Origin of the sequence: Mesorhizobium sp. B2-4-2 (assembly GCF_006442845.1) — a bacterium.
Taxonomy (GTDB): domain Bacteria; phylum Pseudomonadota; class Alphaproteobacteria; order Rhizobiales; family Rhizobiaceae; genus Mesorhizobium.
This window is the reverse complement of sequence record NZ_VFVM01000006.1, coordinates 220,014-240,497: the sequence shown is the minus strand read 5'-3', so window position 1 is coordinate 240,497 and position 20,484 is coordinate 220,014. Positions and strand designations below refer to the sequence as shown.

Below are 20,484 nucleotides of genomic sequence, written 5' to 3'. Positions count from 1 at the left end.
TCGATCGTTCAAAGAACGAGCAGTTCGGCGCTGTCGGCGACGTAGCGGGCGTGACGAAAATCGCGGATGGCGGCAAGCTTGCCCTCCTGCCAGACCAGCAGGATGAAATAGGCTGGTCGCGCAGCCGGGTCGTTGCCGTCGTGAACGAGGACCACCGGCCTGTCCTCGACGAATCCCGGCACGAAACGCCAATCGCGGAGGCGGGAATAGTTGTGGAAATAGGTAGCCACTTCCTTGGGTCCGGTAAACCGCGTCCTGGCCACCAGCTCCAGGCGAACTTCATCGGCGAGCATGTCGCGCACGGCGTCGAAATCACGGGCGTTGAAGCGATCGATATAGGCTTCGAGCAACAGGCGTTCGGAGACGCCCAGCCTGGGAACCGGCCGATCCTCGGGCTCGGCGGCGAGCTGGCGCAGGCGGCCGCGGCCACGATGCAGCGCCGCCTTGACGGCCGGGACGCTGGTGTCCAGCGCGGCGCTGATCTCTTGCAGCGAATAACCCAGAACGTCCATCATGATGACGCTGCTGCGCTGCGCGACGGGCAGGCGCATGAAGGTGTGCAGGCCGGCGGCAGCGGCCTGACGGTCGAAGGTGGCGTTGGCCGGGTCGACGATCATGTCCGGATCCTCATCGGAAAAGGCCTTTTCGCGGGCTCGCCGGCGCAGAAAATCGAGTGCCGTGTTGTGCGCGATGCGGAACAGCCAGCCCTCCGGATTTGCGATCTGGCCGGCGTTCGGCAAAGCCTCGAACGCCTTGGCCAGCGCTTCCTGCAACACGTCCTCGCCGTCAAAGACGGAACCCGTCATGCGCGCGCAATAGCGGTGCAGCTTTGGGCGCAACTCCCCAAACAGGCGTTCGATGAGCGCGCGGTGCTCGCCAGGAATGAGGATGTTCATACGCCCGTCGTTCTCTACATCGCTTGATCGCGCCTACTGGTCCAGCATCCGGTAACTGCCTACTACCGTCATCGCCTCGCGATGCGGAGGCTCGATGCAGCGATCCCTGATGCCGTTCTGAAAAGTCGCGAATGCCGCTAGCCCCGGAAGGGTGCCGGCCTGCTCCTCGGTTGCCGCCTCGACCAGATGGAAGAAGGTACCGTCGCCGGACCGCCATGTCATGTAGCGAAACCCTTCGGGCGATTTATCCCGCAATTCCTGGAACACGGCCTTGACCAGCCGCTCGTTCTCGTCGACCAGCTCCGGTTTGGTCCTGTAACGTATCAAACGGTGTTTCATCTTGTCTGTTCCTTTGCCGGCCCTGCACCTTGCAGGTCGCTCATGTCCGAGACGAAGCGGCGGAGCCAAAGGATTCAGGGTTTCCGGAATTTTTTTATGCGGCCCCTTATGTCCCATCTTCCCGATGGTAGCCGGGCTTCGCAAAGTTGAATGGACGACGGCGCGTTGCTGACGGCTGTCGCGATCTTATCATGCGCTCGCCGTTGATCGACGACGCTATGTCGGGCCTGTGGTTGGGCCAACAACGCCCAGGCCATGCGCGGCAGTTATTCGACCAGAATGCGCGCTTCCCTCGCGGCTTCGACAAAAGCATCCCTGGCGGTATCGGCCGATACGCCGCCGTTCATGGCCTGCCGGCACGCCCGCAGCGCAGCCTTATGCTTGATGCTTCCCGCATCGCGCCAGTGATTGGTAAGAAGGTCGAGAGCTTGTTCGGCATTGGACAGATTTCGAACGTCGCCAGTAACGCCTGTGGAAACCGGGACTGCCTTGGAAAACCAGATGTTGTACATGGCATAGCCTCCATTCAGCTAGGTTGCGAAACTTGTCTCTAGAGCGTGTCGCGGTCCTTTCGGGCGAGCACGCTCCTCAGCATGGGTTCGATGCGCGAAAGCTCGTCGAGATGCACGGCCGACAAGTCGGCGAGGCAGGCATCGGCCCGCTCGGTCAGTTGCAGCAGCACCTTGCGCTGGTCCTCCTTGTCCTGATCTCTGACGATCAGCCCGGCCTCGCACAGGCGGTTGACCAGTTCGACGGCGCTATGATGGCGGATGCGCAAGCGTTCGGCGAGGTCGCCGATAGCTACCGGGCCTCCGCCGGGAAAACCCTTTATGGCGAGCAGTGCCTGATGTTGGCGCGGCGTCAGACCGGCGTCTTCGGCCTGTAGCTGGCTGAATTCCAGGAAGCGGCGGATCAGATAGCGGAACTCCGACAGCCGCTGGTAGTCGGCCTGGCTGATGGCGGGGCGGGGTTCTTTCGGATGCGACATATCAGACATGTGTTGTCATTCCGGCCAAAGCTCAAACGATTTCGGGCCAGGCCCGCTTGAATATTTATATCGTATTACGATACATAGCCGCCGGCAAAGCCGTTTTGACGGTTTGCCGATCCTCCAACAGCGACACGCCACGGAAAGCAGGCAGGCAATGAAGACCGAACAGGGCAGTCCCGGACATCTGCGCGATTTCACCACCGACGCCAGGGTGTTGCTGATCGCGGGCATCGCGGTGGTGGTGGCGACGGCCGGGCTGTTTGCCGGCATCATCCTGCTGAAATTGATCCGGCTCGCCACCAACGTCGCCTATTTCGGTCAATTCACGCTCGCCGATCTGAAACTGGAGGACACGCCGCTTGGCTATGCCGCCGTCGCCGTGCCGGTGATCGGCGCACTCATCATCGGCCTGATGGCGCGCTACGGCAGCGAGAAGATCCGTGGCCACGGCATTCCAGAAGCGATCGAAGCGATCCTGCTCGGGCGCTCGCGGCTGGACGCCAAGGTCGCGGTGCTGAAGCCGCTGTCGTCGGCGATCTCGATCGGCTCCGGTGGCCCGTTCGGCGCCGAGGGCCCGATCATCATGACCGGCGGCGCCATCGGCTCGCTGATCGCGCAGATGCTGCCGGTCAGCGACAATGAGCGCAAGACGCTGCTGGTGGCGGGCGCTGCCGCGGGCATGACCACCGTGTTCGGAACGCCGATCGCCGCCATCATGCTGGCGGTGGAGCTGCTTCTGTTCGAATGGACGCCGCGCAGCTTCATTCCGGTGGCGGTGGCTGCCATCGTGGCGGAGGTCGAGCGCACCATGCTACACATGCCGGGACCGATCTTTCCGTTTCAGGGCGGCATGGCGATTTCCTTTGCCGGCCTTGGCGGCTGGGTCCTGATCGGCGTTGCCGCCGGCCTCCTGTCTGCCTTGCTGACGCAGATGGTCTATGCCTGCGAGGACGGTTTCCAGAAGCTGCCGATCCACTGGATGTGGTGGCCGATGCTCGGCGGTCTCGTCGTCGGCATTGGCGGCCTGATCGAGCCGCAGGCGCTCGGCGTAGGCTACGACAACATATCCAGCATGCTGGACGGCCGTACGATCGCGACGGCAGCACTCCTGTTGTTGGTGGTGAAAGCCGTCATCTGGTCCGTGGCGTTGGGCTCGGGAACGTCGGGCGGCGTGCTGGCGCCACTGCTGATCATGGGCGGCGCGATGGGCGCGGTGCTCGCCGGCTTCCTGCCGGCGGCCGATCCCGGCTTCTGGGCGCTGCTGGCGATGGCGGCGACCATGGGTGGCACGATGCGCGCGCCGCTGACGGCGACCTTCTTCGCGGTCGAATTGACCGGCAACACGCATGTGCTGGTGCCGCTGATCGCGGCCTGCGCCGCCGCCCATGCGGTGACGGTGCTTTTGATGAAACGTTCCATCCTGACCGAGAAGATCGCCAGGCGAGGGCATCATCTGGTGCGCGAATACCGGGTCGATCCGTTCGCGCTGACCAGGGTGCATGAAGTGATGACCACGCAGGTCCAGAGCGTGCCGGCGACGATGACGCTGCATGGTGCAGCGGCATTCCTGACCGCGCCGGAGACGCGTCATCCGAGCTTCCCGGTCATTGACGGCAACAGGCAGGTGCTCGGACTCATCGATCCACCGGCGATCCTGCGCTGGCGGCGTGCCGGCAAGCACCGGACGACGACGCTCGGCGAATTACTGGCCGGCAGCAAGGTGACGCTTGCCTATCCCGATGAATATCTGGAAGGCCTGTCGGACAAGCTCCTGATGGCCAACGTGTCGCATCTGCCGGTCGTGGCACGCGACGATGGAACGCTGGTCGGTTACGTCGGCTGGAAGGACCTGATGCGCGTCAGATCCAGGAAACAGGCGGAAGAGCGCGATCGCACGGCCCTGCTGGGGTTCGGCACCCGCCGCGGGGAACAGGAGGGCGCTGCCTGACGGCGTCCGGCATCAGGCGCGGCCGCGCTTCGCCCAGGCCAGTACATGGATCCGGAGCGCCGAGGACAGATTGGTGTCGCGCGGCCGGTTTTCGTCGACTTCCGCGACCAGCGCGGCAAGGGGCAGATTGCGCGCGACGGCGATGGCGACAAGGTCGTCAAAAAACGGCTTTTCGAGCGAATAGCTGGTGCGGTGGCCACGGATCGTCACCGAGCGTTTTTCGACCGGGCTCACCTGAAGCTCATTTGGGGTCCGGATCGTGCGGCGGTTGACGCCGATGGCCTGCGACGAAAGCCTCGGCCTTCTCGGCAACCAGGCGGTCGCGTTCCTTCTCTGCCCCGGAGCGGCCGTACAGGGCGCGGTTCTGGCTGGCCGTGCGTTCCTTCTCCAGCCTTGCCTTCTGCTTGCGAGCCTGGCGCAGATTGACGATGTCGGCCATGACGCGCGACCCGAAGGCTTATTTCTTGCGGAAGGCGTCGAGCGAGACGACTTCGGCGCCCTTGGCGGCATCGGCATCGGCCGCCTTCTTCTCGGGTTCGGCGGCCTTCTTCTCAGCCTTCGGTTTTTTCTCGGAGACGATGGCGAGCGGTTCGGACGCCGGCTGGGAAGCTGGCTCGTCATCTGACTGGCCTTCGGTCTTGACGTCGAATTCGAGTTCGAAGTTAACCGACGGATCGTAGAAGCCGCGCACCGCCGAGAACGGGATTTCGAGTTTTTCCGGCACGTCCGAGAAGGAGAGCCCGACCTCGAAACCGGTCTCGGTGACCTTCAGGTCCCAATACTGGAACTGGATGACGATGGTCATCTGCTCCGGATAGCGCTCGCGCAGCCGCGAAGACACGCGCACGCCCGGCGCGCCGGTCAGGAAGGTGATGAAGAAATGATGGTTGCCGGGGAGGCCGGTGCGCGCGACCTCGGCCAGGACCTTGCGCATGACGCCGCGCAACGCCTCCTGGGCCAGAATGTCATAGCGGATGTGGTCGTCGGCCATGTGGCGGTCGGGTTCCGTTGAATCGTCCGCATAGCTGTAATCAAGCTTGAGCGCGGCGTAAACCGCATATAGACCGCCGCCGCGAGGAAGCGAGGACGATTGCCGAGATTTGATCGCGGCCGGCTTGCGTCACCCGCAAATGTCACGCGTTGGCAAGCGCGGCGTGTTTCTTGACGCTGGTCGGGGAGGGGCGCTTGCCGAAAGCGCGCAGGAAGGTGCGCACGCCATTTGTCGCCGATTGCACGACCTCGTCCTCGGCCGGGGTGCCGCCGAGCATGAAGGTCGTCTGCAATTCAGCATTGACGAGGCCGAGGAACTGCCGCGCCGCGACGTCGGGGTCGTCGATCGCGAGGTAACCGCCATAGGCAAGGCGGGCGAAGCGGGCGGCGATTGCCGGCCATGTCCTGCCAGGACCCTGTTCGCGCCATTCGGCGAACAGTTCGGGGTAGCGCTCGCCTTCGGTCTGGATCAGCTTGCGCAGGAATTTTCCGTCGCGGTTGCAGATGCAGTTCTGGTTCAGGCGCACGGCAAAGCCGATCAGATCCGCTTCCAGATCCCTCGGCTGGTCCGGGAACGTGGCGATGGTGGCGAAGATGCCGGCATTGCAGCGCTCGGTGAGATCGCGGACTACGGCGATGAAGAGCTTTTCCTTGTCGCCATGGTGGTTGTAGACGGTCTGGCGCGAGACACCCGCCTCGGCGGCGATCAGGTCGATATTGGCGCCGGCAAAGCCCTCGCGGCAGAACACGGAAGCGGCTGCGTCGACCACCGAGATGCGCTTGGCCTCGTGGCTGCGTGGCGGGAAACTGTCAGGAGAAACACCCGGTCTCATGAAAATCTATATAGAGGTGATTGACGATTTAGACAAGACTGTCTAAATTTGTGGACACGCTATAAGAGGTTCACCTCTGGACAGGCGAACAATTCGCTCTCGGAGAGTCGGAATCCCACGGGATCGAACGTCCTGGGGTCAGACGTCGCCTTGCGGCGGCAACCAGATTCGAAAGAAGCCAACATCATGAGTCCCAAATTCCTCCGCATCGCGGTCGTGCTCGGCCTGTTGTCCGCCATCGGGCCCTTCGCCATCGATATGTATCTGCCCGCATTGCCCTCGATCGGCGCGGATCTCAACGCCGGCACCGCAGCCGTGCAGATGAGCCTTTTGATCTTCTTCCTGTCGATGGGCTTCGGCCAGATCGTCGTCGGGCCGATCTCCGATATGGTCGGACGCAAGCTGCCGCTCTATGGCGGTCTTGCGCTGTTCATGGTCGGCGGCGTCGGTTCGGCATTGGCGCCGACCATCGAATGGCTGATCGCCTTCCGTTTCCTGCAGGGCCTTGGCGCCAGCGCCGGCATGGCCATTCCGCGCGCGATCGTGCGCGACCTGCACACTGGCAACGAAGCCGCCAAGCTGATGTCGTTGCTGATGCTGGTGTTCTCGGTATCGCCGATCCTGGCGCCGCTGACCGGCAGCCAGATCATCGAGAGTTTCGGCTGGCGCGCCGTGTTCTGGACCGTCACGGCCGCAGCGGTGCTAGCAACCATCCTGCTCGCGACCTCGCTCAAGGAGACGCGGCCGGCTGAAGAACGCGCCGGTTCTTCCTTTGGCACCGCCCTTTCAGGCTACCGTTTCCTGATGGGGGACCGCAATTTCCTCGGCCTGGTGGCGATCGCGGGCTTCGGCATTGCGAGCTTCTTCGTCTATCTGTCGAGCTCGTCCTTCATCCTGATCGACCATTACGGCCTGTCGCCTTCGGTCTATAGCGTGTTCTTCTCGATCAATGCCGTCGCCTTCATCGGCATGTCGCAGCTCACCGGCCTGCTTTCCGAGCGTTTCGGGCTCAAGCGGGTGGTGTGGGTGGCGGTGACCGGCTACGCCACGACGATGGTGGCACTGTTCGCTGTCATGGCTTCCGGTGTGGACCGGCTGGATGTGATGGCGGCGCTGCTGTTCGTCGGCTATGGCTTTCTCGGCCTGGTCATTCCGACCACCTCGGTATTGGCCATGGAGGAGCATGGCGAGATCGCGGGCACGGCTTCGGCGCTGATGGGCACGCTGCACTTCGCCATCGGTGCGCTCGCCATGGGTGTCGCGGGCATCTTTTTCGACGGCACGCCGTTGCCGATGGTCGCCGGCATCACGCTCTGCGCGGTGATCTCCTTCACCCTGGCCAAGATCACGCTCGGCCGTTCGCGCGAGGCCGTCGAAGCGCCGGCGGAGTAGGCAATCGCCAATAAATTGAAAGAGGCCGGGAAATTGAAAGAGGCCGGGGCGATCCCGGCCTTTTTCATGCCAATCCCGTTTCGTCCAGCATGAAGCGCAGCCGTGTCTCGACAGGCGCCAGGGGCAGCCGTACCAGTTCATAACCGAGTTCGGCATAGACGCCGACCAGCGCGTGACAGGTACGCTCGGCTTCGTCGAGCGTTTGCTTGCGTTCTTCATCCTGCGTGAAGATTTCGGGCCAAGGCGGGGCAACGAAGACACGAGGGTTGTAGCGGCAACGCTTCGCTGCGATGCCGACGTGATCGGGCACCGGCAGACCGCTGAGGCGGAGATAGCCCAGCGTGTCGGGCACGCCACGATCGAGGAAGACCGGTCCTTCCTGTTCGATCGCGGCTTGGTACGAGCGCATCTCCCAGGACAGCATCAATTCGGCAAACAATGCGCGATCGCTCCAAGGCAAAGCGGAGCCGCCAATGGCGGACTGGTCGCGAATGATGCCGCGTCCGGCCTCGACCGAGGTGGCGAACCCTGCACGGCGCAAGGCTTCGATCAGTGTGGTCTTGCCGGAGCCCGGACCGCCGGTCAGCACGAAGAATCGGTCGGAATTGTTTTGCATTTTTTACCCATGTCGAAGGAGGCACGCGGCTCCACTGCGTCGCCTCCCATGGGCCGAACGAAGTCTGGCCGGCGCGAGCGTGCCGTTGCGCGTGATGCCGATGAAAAAGGGGAGAAGTGGAGGTTTCTGTTGCCAGGTACCTCCGAACCCCGCCTAGAAGTGCGAACCCCTAGGGCTTGATTTGAAGCTATCGCACTGCATTAAGCAGCGAGACGTGCTTCCGCATAGTTGTCGTTGGCAACTATAAGTTTAGCCCGATGACGGTGGTACAATGCCGGGCAAAAGTACGATCTTTACACCTTCGTCGATCCTATTTCGCCCCCAGCAAAAGCCGCTCCGTCTTCCAGAGCGGTTTTTGGTGGAGGCGCCGGGTACCGCCCCCGGGTCCGAACGGCTTATTTCATCGCCAGTTTATCGCCATAGTCGGTCAAGCCGACGAAGCGAATATAGGGGTCCATCGCCAGAAATGAAAGACCGCAATGTGCTTTGTCCCTGTGTCAAAATGCGACGCGGCAGGGTTGACTTGGGAACGGTCTCAACCGAAGCTTTGCCGCGGTGAGGAGTTACCGACCGAGCGCACGAGTTGCGGAGCGCGCCACAGCCCTCATCGACCGGATCCGTGGCGCCGACGAGGGGAATTTTGATGGCCGACTATCTTGCAGACGTGAAGAAATACGACGCCGCGGCGAGTGCGGAAATTGTTGAGAAGATCGTCAAGCATCTGGGCATCGCGCTCAGGAACCGCGACTCCTCGCTGGTGTCCTGCACCGATCCCAAAGAACTCGAGCGCGTCCGGGAAAACTGGGTCGGCAAGAAGCTCGGCGTCGCCGATGCGGCGAAGGCAGATGCTGCGATCGAGAAGACCTGCAAGGCGATGGCCGCAGACAACACCAAGAATCGAGTGACTTTTTACTACCTCGTTGCCAAGGACCTGGGAAAGCTCGGTTCGCTCTGAGAATTCCGTGCTCGCGCGGCTGCTGAAGCGCGCCGCTGGTTTGTAACGGGCACGGCTTGTGCTGCCCCTCATCTGGCTGCCGCCATCTTCTCCCCGTATAGAGACGGGGAGAGGAATGCTGTCACCGATGGTTTCGCCAATTGCCGGGGTTGCAAGACGGACACCGAGGCTGCGGCCAGTTTGCTTGGATGTCGGCGCAGACGCCGAAACGGTGATGAGGCAAGCGTCGCCTGCGCCGTTTTGATGTGTTCGGCCGCCTGTCTAGCAGCTATAATGCTCGCACAATCGAATCGAGCCGAACCGATGCGCCAGTATCTCGACCTTCTGCAGCACGTGCTGGATCATGGCGCCGACCGCGGCGACCGCACGGGCACGGGCACGCGCTCCGTGTTCGGCTACCAGATGCGCTTCGATCTGGCGCGCGGCTTTCCCGTCACCACCACCAAGAAGCTGCACCTGAAATCGATCATTCATGAGCTTTTGTGGTTCCTGGCCGGCGAAACCAATATCAAATATCTGACCGACCATGGCGTTTCCATCTGGGACGAATGGGCTGACGAGAATGGCGACCTTGGCCCCGTCTATGGCAAGCAGTGGCGTTCCTGGCCGGACGGCCATGGCGGGTCGATCGATCAGATAACCAATCTTGTGAAAGAGATACGCCGCAATCCTCAATCGCGGCGGCTGATCGTTTCGGCCTGGAATCCGGCCGAGGTGGAGGCGATGGCGTTGCCACCATGCCATTGCCTGTTCCAGTTCTACGTCTCGGAAGGCCGGCTTTCCTGCCAGCTTTACCAGCGTTCCGGCGACATCTTCCTCGGCGTGCCGTTCAACATCGCCTCCTACGCCCTGCTGACGCTGATGGTGGCGCAGGTGACCGGCCTGAAGCCCGGTGATTTCGTCCATACGCTCGGCGACGCGCATCTTTATTCGAACCATTTCGAGCAGGCGCGCGAGCAGCTGCGGCGCACGCCAAGAACGCTGCCGACCATGTGGATCAACCCTGAAGTGAAGGATCTCTTCGCCTTCCGCTTCGAGGATTTCCGGCTGGAAAACTATGTCGCCGACGCGACGATCAAGGCGCCGATCGCGGTCTGAACCGCCGGCGCAACGTTGCCGACCTGATGTCTCGAGGCCGTGGCGATGGTGGTGCCTCGCCGGTACGTCGTTTTGATATCTTTTCGACAAGATCGGTCGACCTTACCCTCAGGCCAGGAGATTTCCGGGGGAGGCGTCCATGCGACTGTCAGCAGCGGTATTTGCGCTCGTCTTTGTCTTCGCTTTCAATGCCCACGCATTTGCCGAGTGCGGGTGTGAATGCATCAACAACAGCATGAAGCCGTTCTGCGACGATCCAGCTGCGAAGCTGCCAAACTGTCCCCGCGCGACTTGCAAGCCCGCTGACGCAGAGGGGAATGACCTTCCCGCAAGCGCCATATCAAGCGAGACGCGGTATGTCTGCAAAGTGCGGATGGTGAAGACGCCGGAAGGCTCGTTTCGACACACACTTATCTGCATTTAGACATTGTCTCGCCTCTCCCAACAGATCACGGCGGCGACAGCTATGTCGCCCAAAAGTGACCGCAGTTTTGGGGGAACGACGCGCTTTAGAAGATTTCAGCCTTGGTTCCGTCGAGGGCAACGGGCGCCGATTTTCTTGTGACGTCTTCGTCTGCCTTTCGCTGTATCCGTGCTGGTCTATCGCAGGTCGCGATGACGCCGCGCATTCAATGGCGACGCTGGGCAAAAAATCTTTCCTTGTTATATTCATCCGGATATATCGGATGGCAGGCTTCGAGCAGGCCGGATGCCAACTCAGGGAGAGCTTCATGACGCGCAACGGTTTTGCAGTGGCGGCGGTCGCCATTGGTGGCTTCGCGGCGGCGTGGACGGCAGCAGTGCCGGCGGCGCGCGCGCAAGACGAGGTCGTGGTGTTTGCGGCCGCCAGCCTCAAGGACGCGCTCGACGCGGTCAACAAGGCCTGCGCGGCTGATGTCGGCGAAGCGGCGACCATCTCCTACGCGGCGAGTTCGGCGCTCGCCAAGCAGATCGAAAGCGGCGCGCCGGCGGACGTCTTCATCTCGGCCGATCTCGACTGGATGAAGTATCTTTCCGACAGGAAGCTGACCAAGCCCGATACCGAAGTGAAGCTGCTCGGCAACCAGATCGTGCTGGTGGCGCCGAAGGATTCGGGCGTTGAAGCCAAGATCGAAAAGGGTTTTGATCTGGCCAAGCTGGTCGGCGACGGCAAGCTCGCCATGGGCGACCTCAAGGCTGTGCCGGCTGGCAAATACGGCAAGGCCGCGCTTGAATCGCTCGGCGTCTGGTCCTCGGTCGAGGGCAAGGTGGCGCAGGCCGAGAATGTGCGTGCGGCACTCAAGCTGGTCTCGATGGGCGAAGCGGCTCTCGGCATCGTCTATGCCACGGACGCGCATGCCGAAAAGGGCGTCAAGGTGGTTGGTGTTTTCCCCGAGGATTCACATCCGCCGATCATCTATCCGGTTGCCCAGACGGCTGATTCGAAGGACAAGGACACGCCTGCCTTCCTGAAGTGCCTGCGGACGGCAAAGGCATCGGATCTATTCAAGGAGCAGGGTTTCACGGTCCTTGCGCCCGTCAACTAGGAGAGCCACCTGCGCATGAACTGGCTGCTGGACCTCACTCCCGACGAATGGAATGCGGTCCGGCTGTCCATCAAGGTGGCGACAGTGGCGATGATCGCCAGCCTGCCGCCGGGCATAGCGATAGCGCTGCTCCTGGCGCGCGGCCGATTCTGGGGCAAGACGCTGCTCAACGGGCTGGTGCATCTGCCGCTGATCCTGCCGCCCGTGGTGACCGGCTATCTCCTGCTTCTGACCTTCGGCAAGCGCGGGCCGGCCGGCGCATTCCTGGCCGAGCATTTCGGCATCGTCTTTTCCTTTCGCTGGACGGGTGCGGCTCTTGCCTGCGGCGTCATGGGTTTTCCGCTGATGGTGCGGGCGATCCGATTGTCGATCGAGGCCGTCGACCGCAAGATGGAGGCGGCGGCCGGAACGCTCGGCGCCAGCCCGCCATGGGTGTTCGGCACCATCACCTTGCCGCTGATCCTGCCTGGGCTGATCGCCGGCGCCATCCTCTCCTTCGCCAAGGCGATGGGCGAGTTCGGAGCGACGATCACCTTCGTCTCCAACATCCCCAACGAGACGCAGACGCTGCCGTCGGCGATCTACACGTTCACCCAGGTGCCGGGCGGCGATGCCGGAGCGCTTCGGCTGACGCTGATCTCGATCGTCATCTCGATGGCCGCCCTGGTGGCCTCGGAAGTGTTGGCGCGGCGCGTCGGCCGGCGGATGGACATCGAATGAGCGTCCTTGTCGACATCCGCCATCGGCTCGGCGACTTCCCCCTCGACATCCGCTTCGAGAGCGCCGGGCGGCTGACGGCGCTGTTCGGGCCCTCCGGCTCGGGCAAGACGACGCTGATCAATATGATTGCCGGGCTGATCCGGCCCGACCAGGGACGCATCGAGGTCGATGGCCGTGTGCTGGTCGACACGGCCAAGGGCATTTTCGTGCCGAAGCACAGGCGCCGGATCGGCATGGTGTTCCAGGACGCGCGTCTGTTTCCGCATATGAGCGTGGCGAGCAATTTGCGCTATGGCCGCTGGTTCACGCCGGCGGCGGAGCGTTATGCCGAGATCGACGCCGTCGTCGAATTGCTCGGCATCGAGCCGCTGCTGGCGCGGCGGCCGGCAAAGCTCTCGGGCGGCGAGAGGCAGCGCGTCGCGATCGGCCGGGCGCTGCTCGCCAGCCCCCGGCTGTTGCTGATGGACGAGCCGCTGGCCTCGCTCGACGAGGCGCGCAAGGCCGAAATCCTGCCCTATGTCGAGCGCCTGCGCGACGAGACCAAGATCCCGATCGTCTATGTCAGCCATTCGATCGCCGAGGTGGCGCGGCTGGCGAGCGACGTGGTGATGCTGGCGCGAGGCAAGCTTGCCGCCAGCGGCCCGACCACGGCTGTCATGCAAAGGCCGGACCTTCTGCCGGCGGAGGAGCGCGGCGAGGGCGGCGCGGTGCTGGACACCAGCGTACTGCAGCATGACGAGGTTTTCGGCATGACGGTGCTTGGCTCGAACGCCGGCGAGATACGCGTGCCCAAGCTGGCGGCGATGGTGGGCGCGCCGGTGCGTATCCGCGTCCGCGCGCGCGACGTCATGATCGCCACCGAACGGCCGTCGGGTCTCAGCGCGCTCAACATCCTGGCCGGCACGATCGTCGCGATCAGGCCGGGCGAGGGGCCGACGGTCGAGATCGGTATCGACTGCAACGGCGCGACCGTGCTGGCACGGGTCACCGAACAGTCGCGGCAGGTTCTGAAGCTGCGGCTCGGCGGACAGGTCTTCGCCGTGATCAAGACGGTGAGTTTCGACCAGGCAAACACCGGGGGCGGGCTGCCCGCGGAGGCGGACGGCTGAGACGACGAGCGGGTCTCTGCGCTATATCGATTTGGAATAGCGAGGCCGCCAGGGACGCTCTAACATGGCGGCGTGATCGCGGAGGAAGACAATGCCGTCGCTGAGCTTGCGGATAAACCTCGACCCCGACGGGCGCATCGGGCCGGGCAAGATCGAATTGCTGGAGCAGATCGCCGCCTTCGGTTCGATCTCGGCCGCCGCGCGCGGCATGGAGATGTCCTACAAGCATGCGTGGGACTTGGTCGAGGACATGAACCGGGTGTTCGGCAAGCCGCTGGTGGCCGCGCAGACCGGCGGCCGCAAGGGCGGCGGCGCGCAACTGACGGCGGTGGGCCTGGCCGTAGTCAGCCGTTTCCGCGCCATCGAACGCGCGGCGGCTTCGGCGGCCGCGACGCATATGGAGGCGTTGCAGGCGGAGATTGAGGAGGGGTAGGGCAGTAGGGCAGTAGGGCAGACCAACTCGGGCGCGTCGAATTTTTCGTGTGCTTTCTTGTGTTCCGGCTCCCGATGTCTCGTTCACTTACTGCCTTACTGCCCTACTCCCCTACCTTCCTCAGCACGTACGTATCCATGATCCAGCCCTTTTCCCCGCGGGCCTGCTCGCGGATTTTCTCGATTTCGGCGCCGACGTCGCGGAGGCGGCCGGAGACGATGATTTCGTCCGGCGTGCCGAGATAGGCGCCCCATTGGATGAAAAGATCCTGGTCGGCGAGCGTGTTGAAGGCGCATTTGCCGTCAAGCATGACGACGGCGCTGCCGGCATTTTGCGGCATACCTTCTTCCGTCAACCGGCGGCCGGTGGTGATCAGGATGGAATCGCCGATGCGGTTCAGCGCTGTCGCGTGGCTGGCGGCGAGCGCCTGGATGGCGGTGATGCCGGGAATAACCTCCAGTTCGAAGGCGACGTTGCCCCTGAGGCGTACGCGCTCCAGGATGCGCAGCGCGCTGTCGTAGAGCGAGGGGTCGCCCCAGATCAGGAAGGCGCCGCAACCATCCTCGGCGATCTCTTCGCGGATCAGGTCTTCATAGATGGCGGCGATTGCCTCGTGCCAGTCATCGACAGTCGAGCGATAGGAAGGCGCCGGTTCGGCCCGCACGGGCACGTCGAATTCCACGCGGCGTGAATTCGGGTTGGTGACGAAGCGGTCGCAGATGTGACGGCGCAGTTCGGCAAGATCGTTCTTCTTCGCACCCTTGTCGGGGATGAACAGCACGTCGGCCCGATTGAGGCCGTCTATGGCCTGCACGGTCATATGGTCGGGATTGCCGGCGCCGATGCCGATGACGAGAAGCTTGCGCATGAAGCGAACTCCTGCCCGATCGCAACCCTTTAGTCCAGACTGGCGTGGCGCGGATGCGGAAGGGCTTTGAAACGCCACGTTGAAACCGCTAGGGTCGTCGCGACATTCTCGCCGAGGGGCTTTCATGTTGCGATATGTTCTGACGGCGGTGCTGGCCTTGTCGGCCGCACCCGCGTTCGCCAATGATTCCGTTGCCGAACTCGGCACCGGCGGCCTGGTGCTGTCGCGCAGCGATGCCGTGGCGATGCAGAGCGAGGACCTCTTCATCTCGCCGGAAAAGGTGACCGTGGATTACGTGTTCCACAACAACACCGATAAGGACGTCGACGCGATCGTCGCCTTCCCAATGCCCGACATCTCCGGCGATCCCGAGGAGATGCCGGCGATCCCCGAAAACCAGAGCGACAATTTCCTTGGCTTCGAGGTGACGATCGACGGCGTGGCGGCAAAGCCTGAGCTCGAGCAGAAGGCGTTCGCGCTCGGCATCGACATCGGTGCCGACCTGAAGGCGCAGAACGTGCCTTTCAACCCATTCGGCGAAGCGGCAAAGGCGGCGCTCGCGAAGCTGCCGCAAACGGTGGCGGACGACTGGGTCACCCGCGGCATCATCATCGAGGACACTGTCGATGACAGCCCTGGCGCGAAACCCAACTATGCACCGTTCTGGCAATTGCGCTCGACCTATTGGTGGCGCTCGACCTTTCCGGCCAACAAGGACGTCCACGTTTCCCACCGCTACAAACCGAGCGTCGGCGGCACCTCGTCGGTCAGCTTCTTCTACGACGGCAAGTTCCAGGGACAGTACGCCGCCTACAAGTCCCGCTACTGCATGGACGACACGTTCGAGAACGCAGTGCGCAAGGCTGCCAAGAACGATCCCGACGGCTATCCAAAATATTACGAGAGCCGCATCGCCTACATCCTGACCACCGGCGGCAACTGGGCGGCCGGCAGCAACGGCAAGTTCAAGCTGACCGTCGACAAGGGCAATCCCAAAGCCCTGGTCTCGTTCTGCGGCGACAATGTCAGGAAGGTCGGGCCGACGAGTTTCGAGATGACGGCTGAGGACTTCTATCCAGAGCGCGACATCGACATCCTTATCCTCGATCCATCCGACAATGGGAACGGCAACTGATGCACGTGGCAATCTATGTCGCCATCGCCGAGAACGGCGTCATCGGGCGGGACGGGGGACTGCCCTGGCGGCTTTCCACCGATCTCAAGCGCTTCAAGGCAGACACGATGGGCAAACCTATCATCATGGGACGCAAGACCTATGAAGGCATCGGCCGGCCGCTGCCGGGCAGGCTGAACATCGTTGTCACCCGTGACAAGGCTTGGCGCGCCGACGGGGTGGAGGTGGCGCATACGCTCGAGAACGCGATCCAGCTGGCTGATGTGCGTGGGCGCTGCATGAGCGGGGTGAACGAGGTCTGCGTCATCGGCGGCGGCGAAATCTATGCGCAGGCGCTACCGCTCGCTGACCGGCTGCATGTCACCCATGTGCTGGCCGCTGTCGACGGCGACGCGCATTTCCCGCCGATCGATCCGAAACGCTGGCGCGAAGTCAGTTCGCAGGAGATCCCGGTCGGCGAAAAGGACAGCCACGCGACGCGCTATACGGTTTACGAGCGACGCCGCGAGAGCCATTGAAAGAAAAAAGGCGTTTAAAGACGACAAAGGGTCGCGACCGGCCCAAAACCGATGATGCCGGCAGAGCATCGCGTTGAAAGCATGCCGTGGCGTCCCTATAGAAGAACAAGACTGGATTTGCGCCGAAATTCCGGCGCTTGAGGGAATTCCAAGCGAAAGGACATTCATGCCCTGGAACGACAAAGGTGGCGGTGGCGGCGGCCCATGGGGCGGCGGCGGCAACAATCAGGGACCCTGGGGGCAGGGACCGAAGGGGCCAAGCGGACCGCAAGGCTCGCCTCCCGACCTCGAGGACATCATCCGCCGTGGCCAGGACAGGCTGCGGCGTGCGCTGCCCGGCGGTGGCGGCGCCAGTCCGGCCATATTCGGGCTGATCGGCGCGGCGCTGGTCGTGCTATGGGCGTTCCAGGCAGTCTACACCGTGCAGCCCGATGAGGTCGCGGTCGAGCTGCGCTTCGGCAAGCCGAAGGCCGAGCTGTCGCAGCCCGGCCTGCATTTCCACTGGTGGCCGCTCGAAACCGTCGAAACGGCCAAGATTTCCGAGCAGCTCGTCGACATTGGCGGTGGCGCGTCCAGCGGCAACACGTCGGGGCTGATGCTTTCGGGCGACCAGAACATCGTCAACGTGCAGTTCTCGGTCGCCTATCAGGTCTCCGATCCCCGCGCCTATCTGTTCGACGTCTCCGACCCGGATGGCATGCTGCGGCAGGTCGCCGAGAGCGCGATGCGCGAGGCCGTCGGCCGCAGGCCGGCGCAGGACATCTTCCGTGACGACCGCCAGGGCATAGCGGCTTCGGTGCGTGAGATCATCCAGACCACGCTCGACGGCTACAAGGCCGGGCTTCAGGTCAACGCCATCTCGATCGAGGACGCGGCGCCGCCCCGTGAGGTCGCCGACGCCTTCGACGAGGTGCAGCGCGCCGAGCAGGACGAGGATAAGTTCGTCGAGCAGGCCAACCAGTACTCCAACCAGAAGCTCGGCCAGGCACGCGGCGAGGCCGCACAGGTCCGCGAAGACGCGGCCGCCTACAAGAACCGGGTGGTGCAGGAGGCCGAAGGTGAGGCCCAGCGCTTCATCTCCGTCTATGACGAATATGCGAAGGCGCCCGACGTGACGCGCAAGCGGCTTTACCTGGAAACGATGGAGAAGGTGCTGAAGGACTCCGGCAAGGTGATCGTCGAGCAAGGCAACGGGCAGGGGGTCGTCCCCTATCTGCCGCTGCCGGCATTGCAGCAGAAAGCGCCGGCTCCGGCCCCGCTTGGCGCGACGACGGGAGGTAACCAGTGATGGCCAACCGTCTCCCCGTCATCGTCGTCATCGCGGCGGTCATCCTGTTCCTGCTCTATTCGTCAGTCTTCGTGGTCAATGCGCGCCAGCAGGCGCTGGTGCTGAGGTTCGGCGAGATCGTCGACGTCAAGACCGAGCCCGGCATCTACTTCAAGGCGCCGTTCTCGTTCTTCGACGCCGACACGGTGCAGTTGATCGAGAATCGGGTGCTGCGCTTCGACCTCGACAACATCCGCGTCCAGGTCTCGGGCGGCAAGTTCTATGAGGTCGATGCCTTCATCGCCTACCGCATCTCGGATCCGCGTGTCTTCCGTGCCGCCGTATCCGGCCAGATCGAGCTCGCCGAAGCGCGGCTGAGGACGCGTCTCGACGCTGCCTTGCGCCGCGTCTACGGTCTGCGCGACTTCGAGGCCGCCCTTTCGGAGGAGCGCGCTGTGATGATGCGCGAAGTGCGCGATCAGCTACGGCCCGACGCCACCTCGCTCGGCCTGCAGATCGAGGATGTCCGCATCCGCCGCACCGACCTCACCGCCGAAGTCTCGCAGCAGACCTTCGATCGCATGAAGGCGGAACGTCTGGCTGAGGCCGAAAGGCTGAGGGCGCGCGGCAATGAGGCGGCGCAGCGCATCAAGGCCCGCGCCGACCGTGAGGTGGTCGAGATCATCGCGGAAGCGCAGAAGGAGTCCGAAATCCTGCGCGGCGAGGGCGAGGCGCAGCGCAGCGCCACCTTTGCCGAGGCTTATCAGCGCGATCCGGCGTTCTTCGATTTCTACCGGTCGATGAACGCCTATGGCACGGCGCTGGACAACACCGGCACGACAATGGTGCTGTCGCCGAATTCGGAGTTCTTCCGTTTCTTCCGCGACCCTGACGGCAAGGAGGCGCCGGCAAGGCCGGCGGCTCCGCAGCCGGCACCACCTGCCGCCCCGGCGACGGCACCCGCGGCTTCGCCCAGCACCGGCCAATAGCGGCCGGTGCAGGATTTCTTCGCGGCAATAGGCCTGGTCGTCGTCATTGAGGGCCTGGTCTATGGCGGCTTTCCCGGTTTCGCCAGGAAACTGGCGGGCGAGGTGCTGTCATTGCCGGACAATGCATTGCGGATTGCCGGGCTGGTGCGATTGGCGCCGGCGTCGGTATCGTCTGGCTGATCCGCGGCGGCTAGGGGGGTGTGCAAAAACGCGGGTTTTACACTCTGCCAATAGCCATAGCCGCAAACGTGCCCTATTTCTTGCCATCATGGCGCGACACGGCGTTTCCGTCGAAGCGCTTTTCTCTTTCAGAAGTGCCGGGAGGCTTCTCGATGACATCCAACACCCTTTTGCGCGCGGCTCGACGCACGTTCGTCGCTGGCGCGGCAGCGCTTCTTCTGGGCACCGTGGCCGTTCCGGCCTTCGTGACGCCGACAATGGCCGCCGACGGGCCTGCTTCGGTGGCCGACCTGGCGCAAGGCCTGCTCGGCGCGGTGGTCAACATCTCGACGTCGCAGACGGTGAAGGGCACGGAAGGTCCGGGCGCGGTGCCGATGCCGCAGCTTCCCGAAGGCTCGCCGTTCCAGGATTTCTTCGACGATTTCTTCAAGAACCGCGGCGGCGACAAGGACAATGGCTCGCAGAAAGTGCAGTCGCTCGGCTCCGGTTTCGTCATCGACGCCGAGCAGGGCATCGTCGTCACCAACAACCATGTCATCGCCGATGCCGACGATATCGAGGTCAATTTCTCCGATGGAGTCACGCTGAAGGCGACGCTGGTCGGCACCGACACCAAGACCGATGTCGCGGTGCTCAAGGTCGATCCGAAGGGCCACAAGCTGACGGCGGTGAAGTTCGGCGATTCCACCAAGATGCGCGTCGGCGACTGGGTGATGGCGATCGGCAATCCGTTCGGCCTCGGCGGCACGGTCACGGTCGGCATCGTCTCGGCGCGTAACCGCGACATCAATTCAGGCCCCTATGACGATTTCATCCAGACCGATGCCGCGATCAACCGCGGCAATTCGGGCGGGCCGCTGTTCAACAGCGCCGGCGAGGTCATCGGCATCAACACGGCGATCATTTCGCCGTCCGGCGGCTCGATCGGCATCGGCTTCTCCATCCCCTCGCAGCTCGCATCGGGCGTTGTCGAGCAACTGCGCCAATATGGCGAAACGCGGCGCGGCTGGCTTGGCGTGCGCATCCAGCCGGTGACCGACGACATTGCCGAGAGCCTCGGCATGGCGACCGCCAAGGGTGCGCTGGTCGCCGGCGTCATCAAGGGTGGACCGGTCGACAACGGCACCATCCAGGCCGGCGACGTGATCATCAAGTTCGACGGTAAGGACATCCACGAAATGCGCGACCTGCCGCGTGTGGTCGCGGAGAGCCCGGTCGGCAAGGCGGTCGACGTGCTGATCGTGCGCAAGGGTGTCGAGCAAACGGTGAAGGTAACACTTGGCCGGCTCGAGGACAGCGAGAAGCTCGCCAGCGGCGAAAACGGCAACACCGACCAGGACAAAGGCGACAAGGCGCCGGCGGTTTCGACGGCCTCGGTGCTCGGCATGACCGTCGGCGAATTGAACGACGATACGCGCAAGAAGTTCAGCATCGCCGCCGATGTTTCGGGCGTCGTCATCACCGATGTCGCCAAGGACTCGGCCGCGGCTGAACGCGGCATCCAGCCGGGCGAGGTGATCACCGAAATTGCACAGGAATCGGTTGCCACGCCCAAGGATGTGATGGACCGGATCGGCGCGCTGAAGGAGCAGGGACGCAAGAACGCACTGTTGATGCTGGCGTCCAAGACCGGTGAGCTGAGGTTTGTGACGATCCGGATGGACTGAGGATCGCTAACGAT

23 protein-coding genes, 1 other RNA gene and 1 pseudogene are annotated in these 20,484 nt (G+C 63.3%); 14 read left to right on the top strand and 11 right to left on the bottom strand.

What is annotated here, in order from left to right; all coding sequences use genetic code 11:
* Positions 1–8: 8 nt before the first annotated feature.
* From FJ942_RS16220 to FJ942_RS16205, 4 genes are all read right to left on the bottom strand, one after another.
* The gene (locus tag FJ942_RS16220; protein WP_140656816.1) at positions 9–896 is read right to left on the bottom strand and encodes a sigma-70 family RNA polymerase sigma factor; all 888 of its coding nucleotides are present in this window, start codon (positions 894–896) and stop codon (positions 9–11) included.
* A gap of 33 nt (positions 897–929) precedes the next feature.
* Complete coding sequence (locus tag FJ942_RS16215) at positions 930–1,235, bottom strand: hypothetical protein (RefSeq protein ID WP_140898201.1); 306 nt, start codon at positions 1,233–1,235, stop codon at positions 930–932.
* Between the two features lie 266 nt (positions 1,236–1,501).
* A complete protein-coding gene (locus tag FJ942_RS16210; RefSeq protein WP_140495302.1) occupies positions 1,502–1,747 on the bottom strand; it encodes a DUF982 domain-containing protein in 246 nt (81 codons plus the stop codon).
* Positions 1,748–1,785: 38 nt separating this feature from the next.
* On the bottom strand, positions 1,786–2,232 hold the full coding sequence (locus FJ942_RS16205) for a MarR family winged helix-turn-helix transcriptional regulator (protein ID WP_140495304.1): 447 nt from the start codon (positions 2,230–2,232) through the stop codon (positions 1,786–1,788).
* A gap of 148 nt (positions 2,233–2,380) precedes the next feature.
* Here FJ942_RS16205 and FJ942_RS16200 point away from each other — a divergent pair, with 148 nt between their 5' ends.
* A complete protein-coding gene (locus FJ942_RS16200) occupies positions 2,381–4,174 on the top strand; it encodes a chloride channel protein (RefSeq protein WP_140898199.1) in 1,794 nt (597 codons plus the stop codon).
* Between the two features lie 12 nt (positions 4,175–4,186).
* On the opposite strand, the gene FJ942_RS16195 is transcribed toward FJ942_RS16200, so the two are convergent.
* The 4 genes from FJ942_RS16195 to FJ942_RS16180 form a co-directional block, all read right to left on the bottom strand.
* Positions 4,187–4,408: a ribbon-helix-helix domain-containing protein gene (locus FJ942_RS16195; protein WP_140516531.1), complete on the bottom strand. Its 222-nt coding sequence runs from the start codon at positions 4,406–4,408 to the stop codon at positions 4,187–4,189.
* A gap of 7 nt (positions 4,409–4,415) precedes the next feature.
* Complete coding sequence (locus FJ942_RS16190; protein ID WP_140675360.1) at positions 4,416–4,613, bottom strand: DUF4169 family protein; 198 nt, start codon at positions 4,611–4,613, stop codon at positions 4,416–4,418.
* Between the two features lie 18 nt (positions 4,614–4,631).
* A complete protein-coding gene (locus FJ942_RS16185) occupies positions 4,632–5,165 on the bottom strand; it encodes an SspB family protein (protein ID WP_140495312.1) in 534 nt (177 codons plus the stop codon).
* Positions 5,166–5,307: 142 nt separating this feature from the next.
* Positions 5,308–5,997, bottom strand: coding sequence for a TetR/AcrR family transcriptional regulator (locus FJ942_RS16180; protein ID WP_140495314.1), 690 nt, complete (start codon positions 5,995–5,997; stop codon positions 5,308–5,310).
* A gap of 186 nt (positions 5,998–6,183) precedes the next feature.
* On the opposite strand from FJ942_RS16180, the gene FJ942_RS16175 reads away from it, so the two are divergent.
* Positions 6,184–7,389 carry a multidrug effflux MFS transporter gene (locus FJ942_RS16175; protein WP_140516527.1) on the top strand — a complete coding sequence of 402 codons (1,206 nt, stop codon included), beginning with the start codon at positions 6,184–6,186 and terminating at the stop codon, positions 7,387–7,389.
* Positions 7,390–7,453: 64 nt separating this feature from the next.
* Here the strand turns inward: FJ942_RS16175 and FJ942_RS16170 are convergent, their stop codons facing one another.
* Together FJ942_RS16170 and ssrA are read right to left on the bottom strand one after the other, a co-directional pair.
* Positions 7,454–8,005 carry an AAA family ATPase gene (locus FJ942_RS16170; RefSeq protein ID WP_140516525.1) on the bottom strand — a complete coding sequence of 184 codons (552 nt, stop codon included), beginning with the start codon at positions 8,003–8,005 and terminating at the stop codon, positions 7,454–7,456.
* A 115-nt stretch (positions 8,006–8,120) separates the two neighbouring features.
* Positions 8,121–8,481: a transfer-messenger RNA gene (gene ssrA, locus FJ942_RS16165) on the bottom strand.
* Positions 8,482–8,648: 167 nt separating this feature from the next.
* On the opposite strand from ssrA, the gene FJ942_RS16160 reads away from it, so the two are divergent.
* From FJ942_RS16160 to FJ942_RS16135, 6 genes are all read left to right on the top strand, one after another.
* Complete coding sequence (locus tag FJ942_RS16160; RefSeq protein WP_140495320.1) at positions 8,649–8,960, top strand: DUF2853 family protein; 312 nt, start codon at positions 8,649–8,651, stop codon at positions 8,958–8,960.
* 303 nt (positions 8,961–9,263) lie between these two features.
* Positions 9,264–10,058 (top strand): thymidylate synthase, encoded by a 795-nt coding sequence (locus tag FJ942_RS16155; protein ID WP_140557590.1) that lies wholly within the window; start codon positions 9,264–9,266, stop codon positions 10,056–10,058.
* Positions 10,059–10,789: 731 nt separating this feature from the next.
* A complete protein-coding gene (gene modA / locus FJ942_RS16150) occupies positions 10,790–11,584 on the top strand; it encodes a molybdate ABC transporter substrate-binding protein (RefSeq protein WP_140898197.1) in 795 nt (264 codons plus the stop codon).
* A 15-nt stretch (positions 11,585–11,599) separates the two neighbouring features.
* Positions 11,600–12,304: a molybdate ABC transporter permease subunit gene (gene modB / locus FJ942_RS16145; protein WP_140495324.1), complete on the top strand. Its 705-nt coding sequence runs from the start codon at positions 11,600–11,602 to the stop codon at positions 12,302–12,304.
* Positions 12,301–13,413 carry a molybdenum ABC transporter ATP-binding protein gene (modC, locus tag FJ942_RS16140; RefSeq protein ID WP_140898196.1) on the top strand — a complete coding sequence of 371 codons (1,113 nt, stop codon included), beginning with the start codon at positions 12,301–12,303 and terminating at the stop codon, positions 13,411–13,413. Before modB ends, modC begins: the two co-directional genes overlap by 4 nt.
* Positions 13,414–13,504: 91 nt before the next feature.
* On the top strand, positions 13,505–13,846 hold the full coding sequence (locus tag FJ942_RS16135; RefSeq protein ID WP_140495328.1) for a winged helix-turn-helix domain-containing protein: 342 nt from the start codon (positions 13,505–13,507) through the stop codon (positions 13,844–13,846).
* A gap of 103 nt (positions 13,847–13,949) precedes the next feature.
* Here the strand turns inward: FJ942_RS16135 and cobF are convergent, their stop codons facing one another.
* The gene (cobF, locus tag FJ942_RS16130; RefSeq protein ID WP_140495330.1) at positions 13,950–14,714 is read right to left on the bottom strand and encodes a precorrin-6A synthase (deacetylating); all 765 of its coding nucleotides are present in this window, start codon (positions 14,712–14,714) and stop codon (positions 13,950–13,952) included.
* Between the two features lie 124 nt (positions 14,715–14,838).
* Between cobF and FJ942_RS16125 the strand changes: the two genes are divergently transcribed.
* The 6 genes and pseudogenes from FJ942_RS16125 to FJ942_RS16100 all read left to right on the top strand — a co-directional run bounded on the left by FJ942_RS16125 (position 14,839) and on the right by FJ942_RS16100 (position 20,470).
* Entirely contained in the window at positions 14,839–15,849 is a 1,011-nt protein-coding gene (locus FJ942_RS16125; RefSeq protein WP_140898194.1) for a DUF4424 domain-containing protein, read from the top strand.
* The gene (locus FJ942_RS16120; RefSeq protein WP_140559551.1) at positions 15,849–16,367 is read left to right on the top strand and encodes a dihydrofolate reductase; all 519 of its coding nucleotides are present in this window, start codon (positions 15,849–15,851) and stop codon (positions 16,365–16,367) included. The genes FJ942_RS16125 and FJ942_RS16120 overlap by 1 nt, the downstream gene beginning before the upstream one ends.
* Before the next feature lie 166 nt (positions 16,368–16,533).
* Positions 16,534–17,655, top strand: coding sequence for an FtsH protease activity modulator HflK (gene hflK / locus FJ942_RS16115; RefSeq protein ID WP_140495337.1), 1,122 nt, complete (start codon positions 16,534–16,536; stop codon positions 17,653–17,655).
* Complete coding sequence (locus tag FJ942_RS16110; protein WP_140516509.1) at positions 17,655–18,623, top strand: protease modulator HflC; 969 nt, start codon at positions 17,655–17,657, stop codon at positions 18,621–18,623. Before hflK ends, FJ942_RS16110 begins: the two co-directional genes overlap by 1 nt.
* A gap of 6 nt (positions 18,624–18,629) precedes the next feature.
* Positions 18,630–18,817 (top strand): annotated as a pseudogene (locus FJ942_RS16105) (DUF2065 domain-containing protein).
* A 138-nt stretch (positions 18,818–18,955) separates the two neighbouring features.
* Positions 18,956–20,470, top strand: a complete 1,515-nt coding sequence (locus tag FJ942_RS16100) for a DegQ family serine endoprotease (protein ID WP_140495341.1) — start codon at positions 18,956–18,958, stop codon at positions 20,468–20,470.
* Positions 20,471–20,484 lie beyond the last annotated feature (14 nt).

Coding starts and splice junctions, on each gene's coding strand:
- cobF (WP_140495330.1), bottom strand. CDS start 14,714: ATGCGCAAGCTTCTCGTCATCGGCATCGGCGCCGGCAATCCCGACCAT.
- FJ942_RS16160 (WP_140495320.1), top strand. CDS start 8,649: ATGGCCGACTATCTTGCAGACGTGAAGAAATACGACGCCGCGGCGAGT.
- modA (WP_140898197.1), top strand. CDS start 10,790: ATGACGCGCAACGGTTTTGCAGTGGCGGCGGTCGCCATTGGTGGCTTC.
- FJ942_RS16215 (WP_140898201.1), bottom strand. CDS start 1,235: ATGAAACACCGTTTGATACGTTACAGGACCAAACCGGAGCTGGTCGAC.
- FJ942_RS16175 (WP_140516527.1), top strand. CDS start 6,184: ATGAGTCCCAAATTCCTCCGCATCGCGGTCGTGCTCGGCCTGTTGTCC.
- FJ942_RS16110 (WP_140516509.1), top strand. CDS start 17,655: ATGGCCAACCGTCTCCCCGTCATCGTCGTCATCGCGGCGGTCATCCTG.
- hflK (WP_140495337.1), top strand. CDS start 16,534: ATGCCCTGGAACGACAAAGGTGGCGGTGGCGGCGGCCCATGGGGCGGC.
- FJ942_RS16220 (WP_140656816.1), bottom strand. CDS start 896: ATGAACATCCTCATTCCTGGCGAGCACCGCGCGCTCATCGAACGCCTG.
- FJ942_RS16120 (WP_140559551.1), top strand. CDS start 15,849: ATGCACGTGGCAATCTATGTCGCCATCGCCGAGAACGGCGTCATCGGG.
- FJ942_RS16180 (WP_140495314.1), bottom strand. CDS start 5,997: ATGAGACCGGGTGTTTCTCCTGACAGTTTCCCGCCACGCAGCCACGAG.
- FJ942_RS16100 (WP_140495341.1), top strand. CDS start 18,956: ATGACATCCAACACCCTTTTGCGCGCGGCTCGACGCACGTTCGTCGCT.
- FJ942_RS16210 (WP_140495302.1), bottom strand. CDS start 1,747: ATGTACAACATCTGGTTTTCCAAGGCAGTCCCGGTTTCCACAGGCGTT.
- FJ942_RS16155 (WP_140557590.1), top strand. CDS start 9,264: ATGCGCCAGTATCTCGACCTTCTGCAGCACGTGCTGGATCATGGCGCC.
- FJ942_RS16185 (WP_140495312.1), bottom strand. CDS start 5,165: ATGGCCGACGACCACATCCGCTATGACATTCTGGCCCAGGAGGCGTTG.
- FJ942_RS16205 (WP_140495304.1), bottom strand. CDS start 2,232: ATGTCTGATATGTCGCATCCGAAAGAACCCCGCCCCGCCATCAGCCAG.
- modB (WP_140495324.1), top strand. CDS start 11,600: ATGAACTGGCTGCTGGACCTCACTCCCGACGAATGGAATGCGGTCCGG.
- FJ942_RS16200 (WP_140898199.1), top strand. CDS start 2,381: ATGAAGACCGAACAGGGCAGTCCCGGACATCTGCGCGATTTCACCACC.
- FJ942_RS16190 (WP_140675360.1), bottom strand. CDS start 4,613: ATGGCCGACATCGTCAATCTGCGCCAGGCTCGCAAGCAGAAGGCAAGG.
- FJ942_RS16135 (WP_140495328.1), top strand. CDS start 13,505: ATGCCGTCGCTGAGCTTGCGGATAAACCTCGACCCCGACGGGCGCATC.
- modC (WP_140898196.1), top strand. CDS start 12,301: ATGAGCGTCCTTGTCGACATCCGCCATCGGCTCGGCGACTTCCCCCTC.
- FJ942_RS16170 (WP_140516525.1), bottom strand. CDS start 8,005: ATGCAAAACAATTCCGACCGATTCTTCGTGCTGACCGGCGGTCCGGGC.
- FJ942_RS16125 (WP_140898194.1), top strand. CDS start 14,839: ATGTTGCGATATGTTCTGACGGCGGTGCTGGCCTTGTCGGCCGCACCC.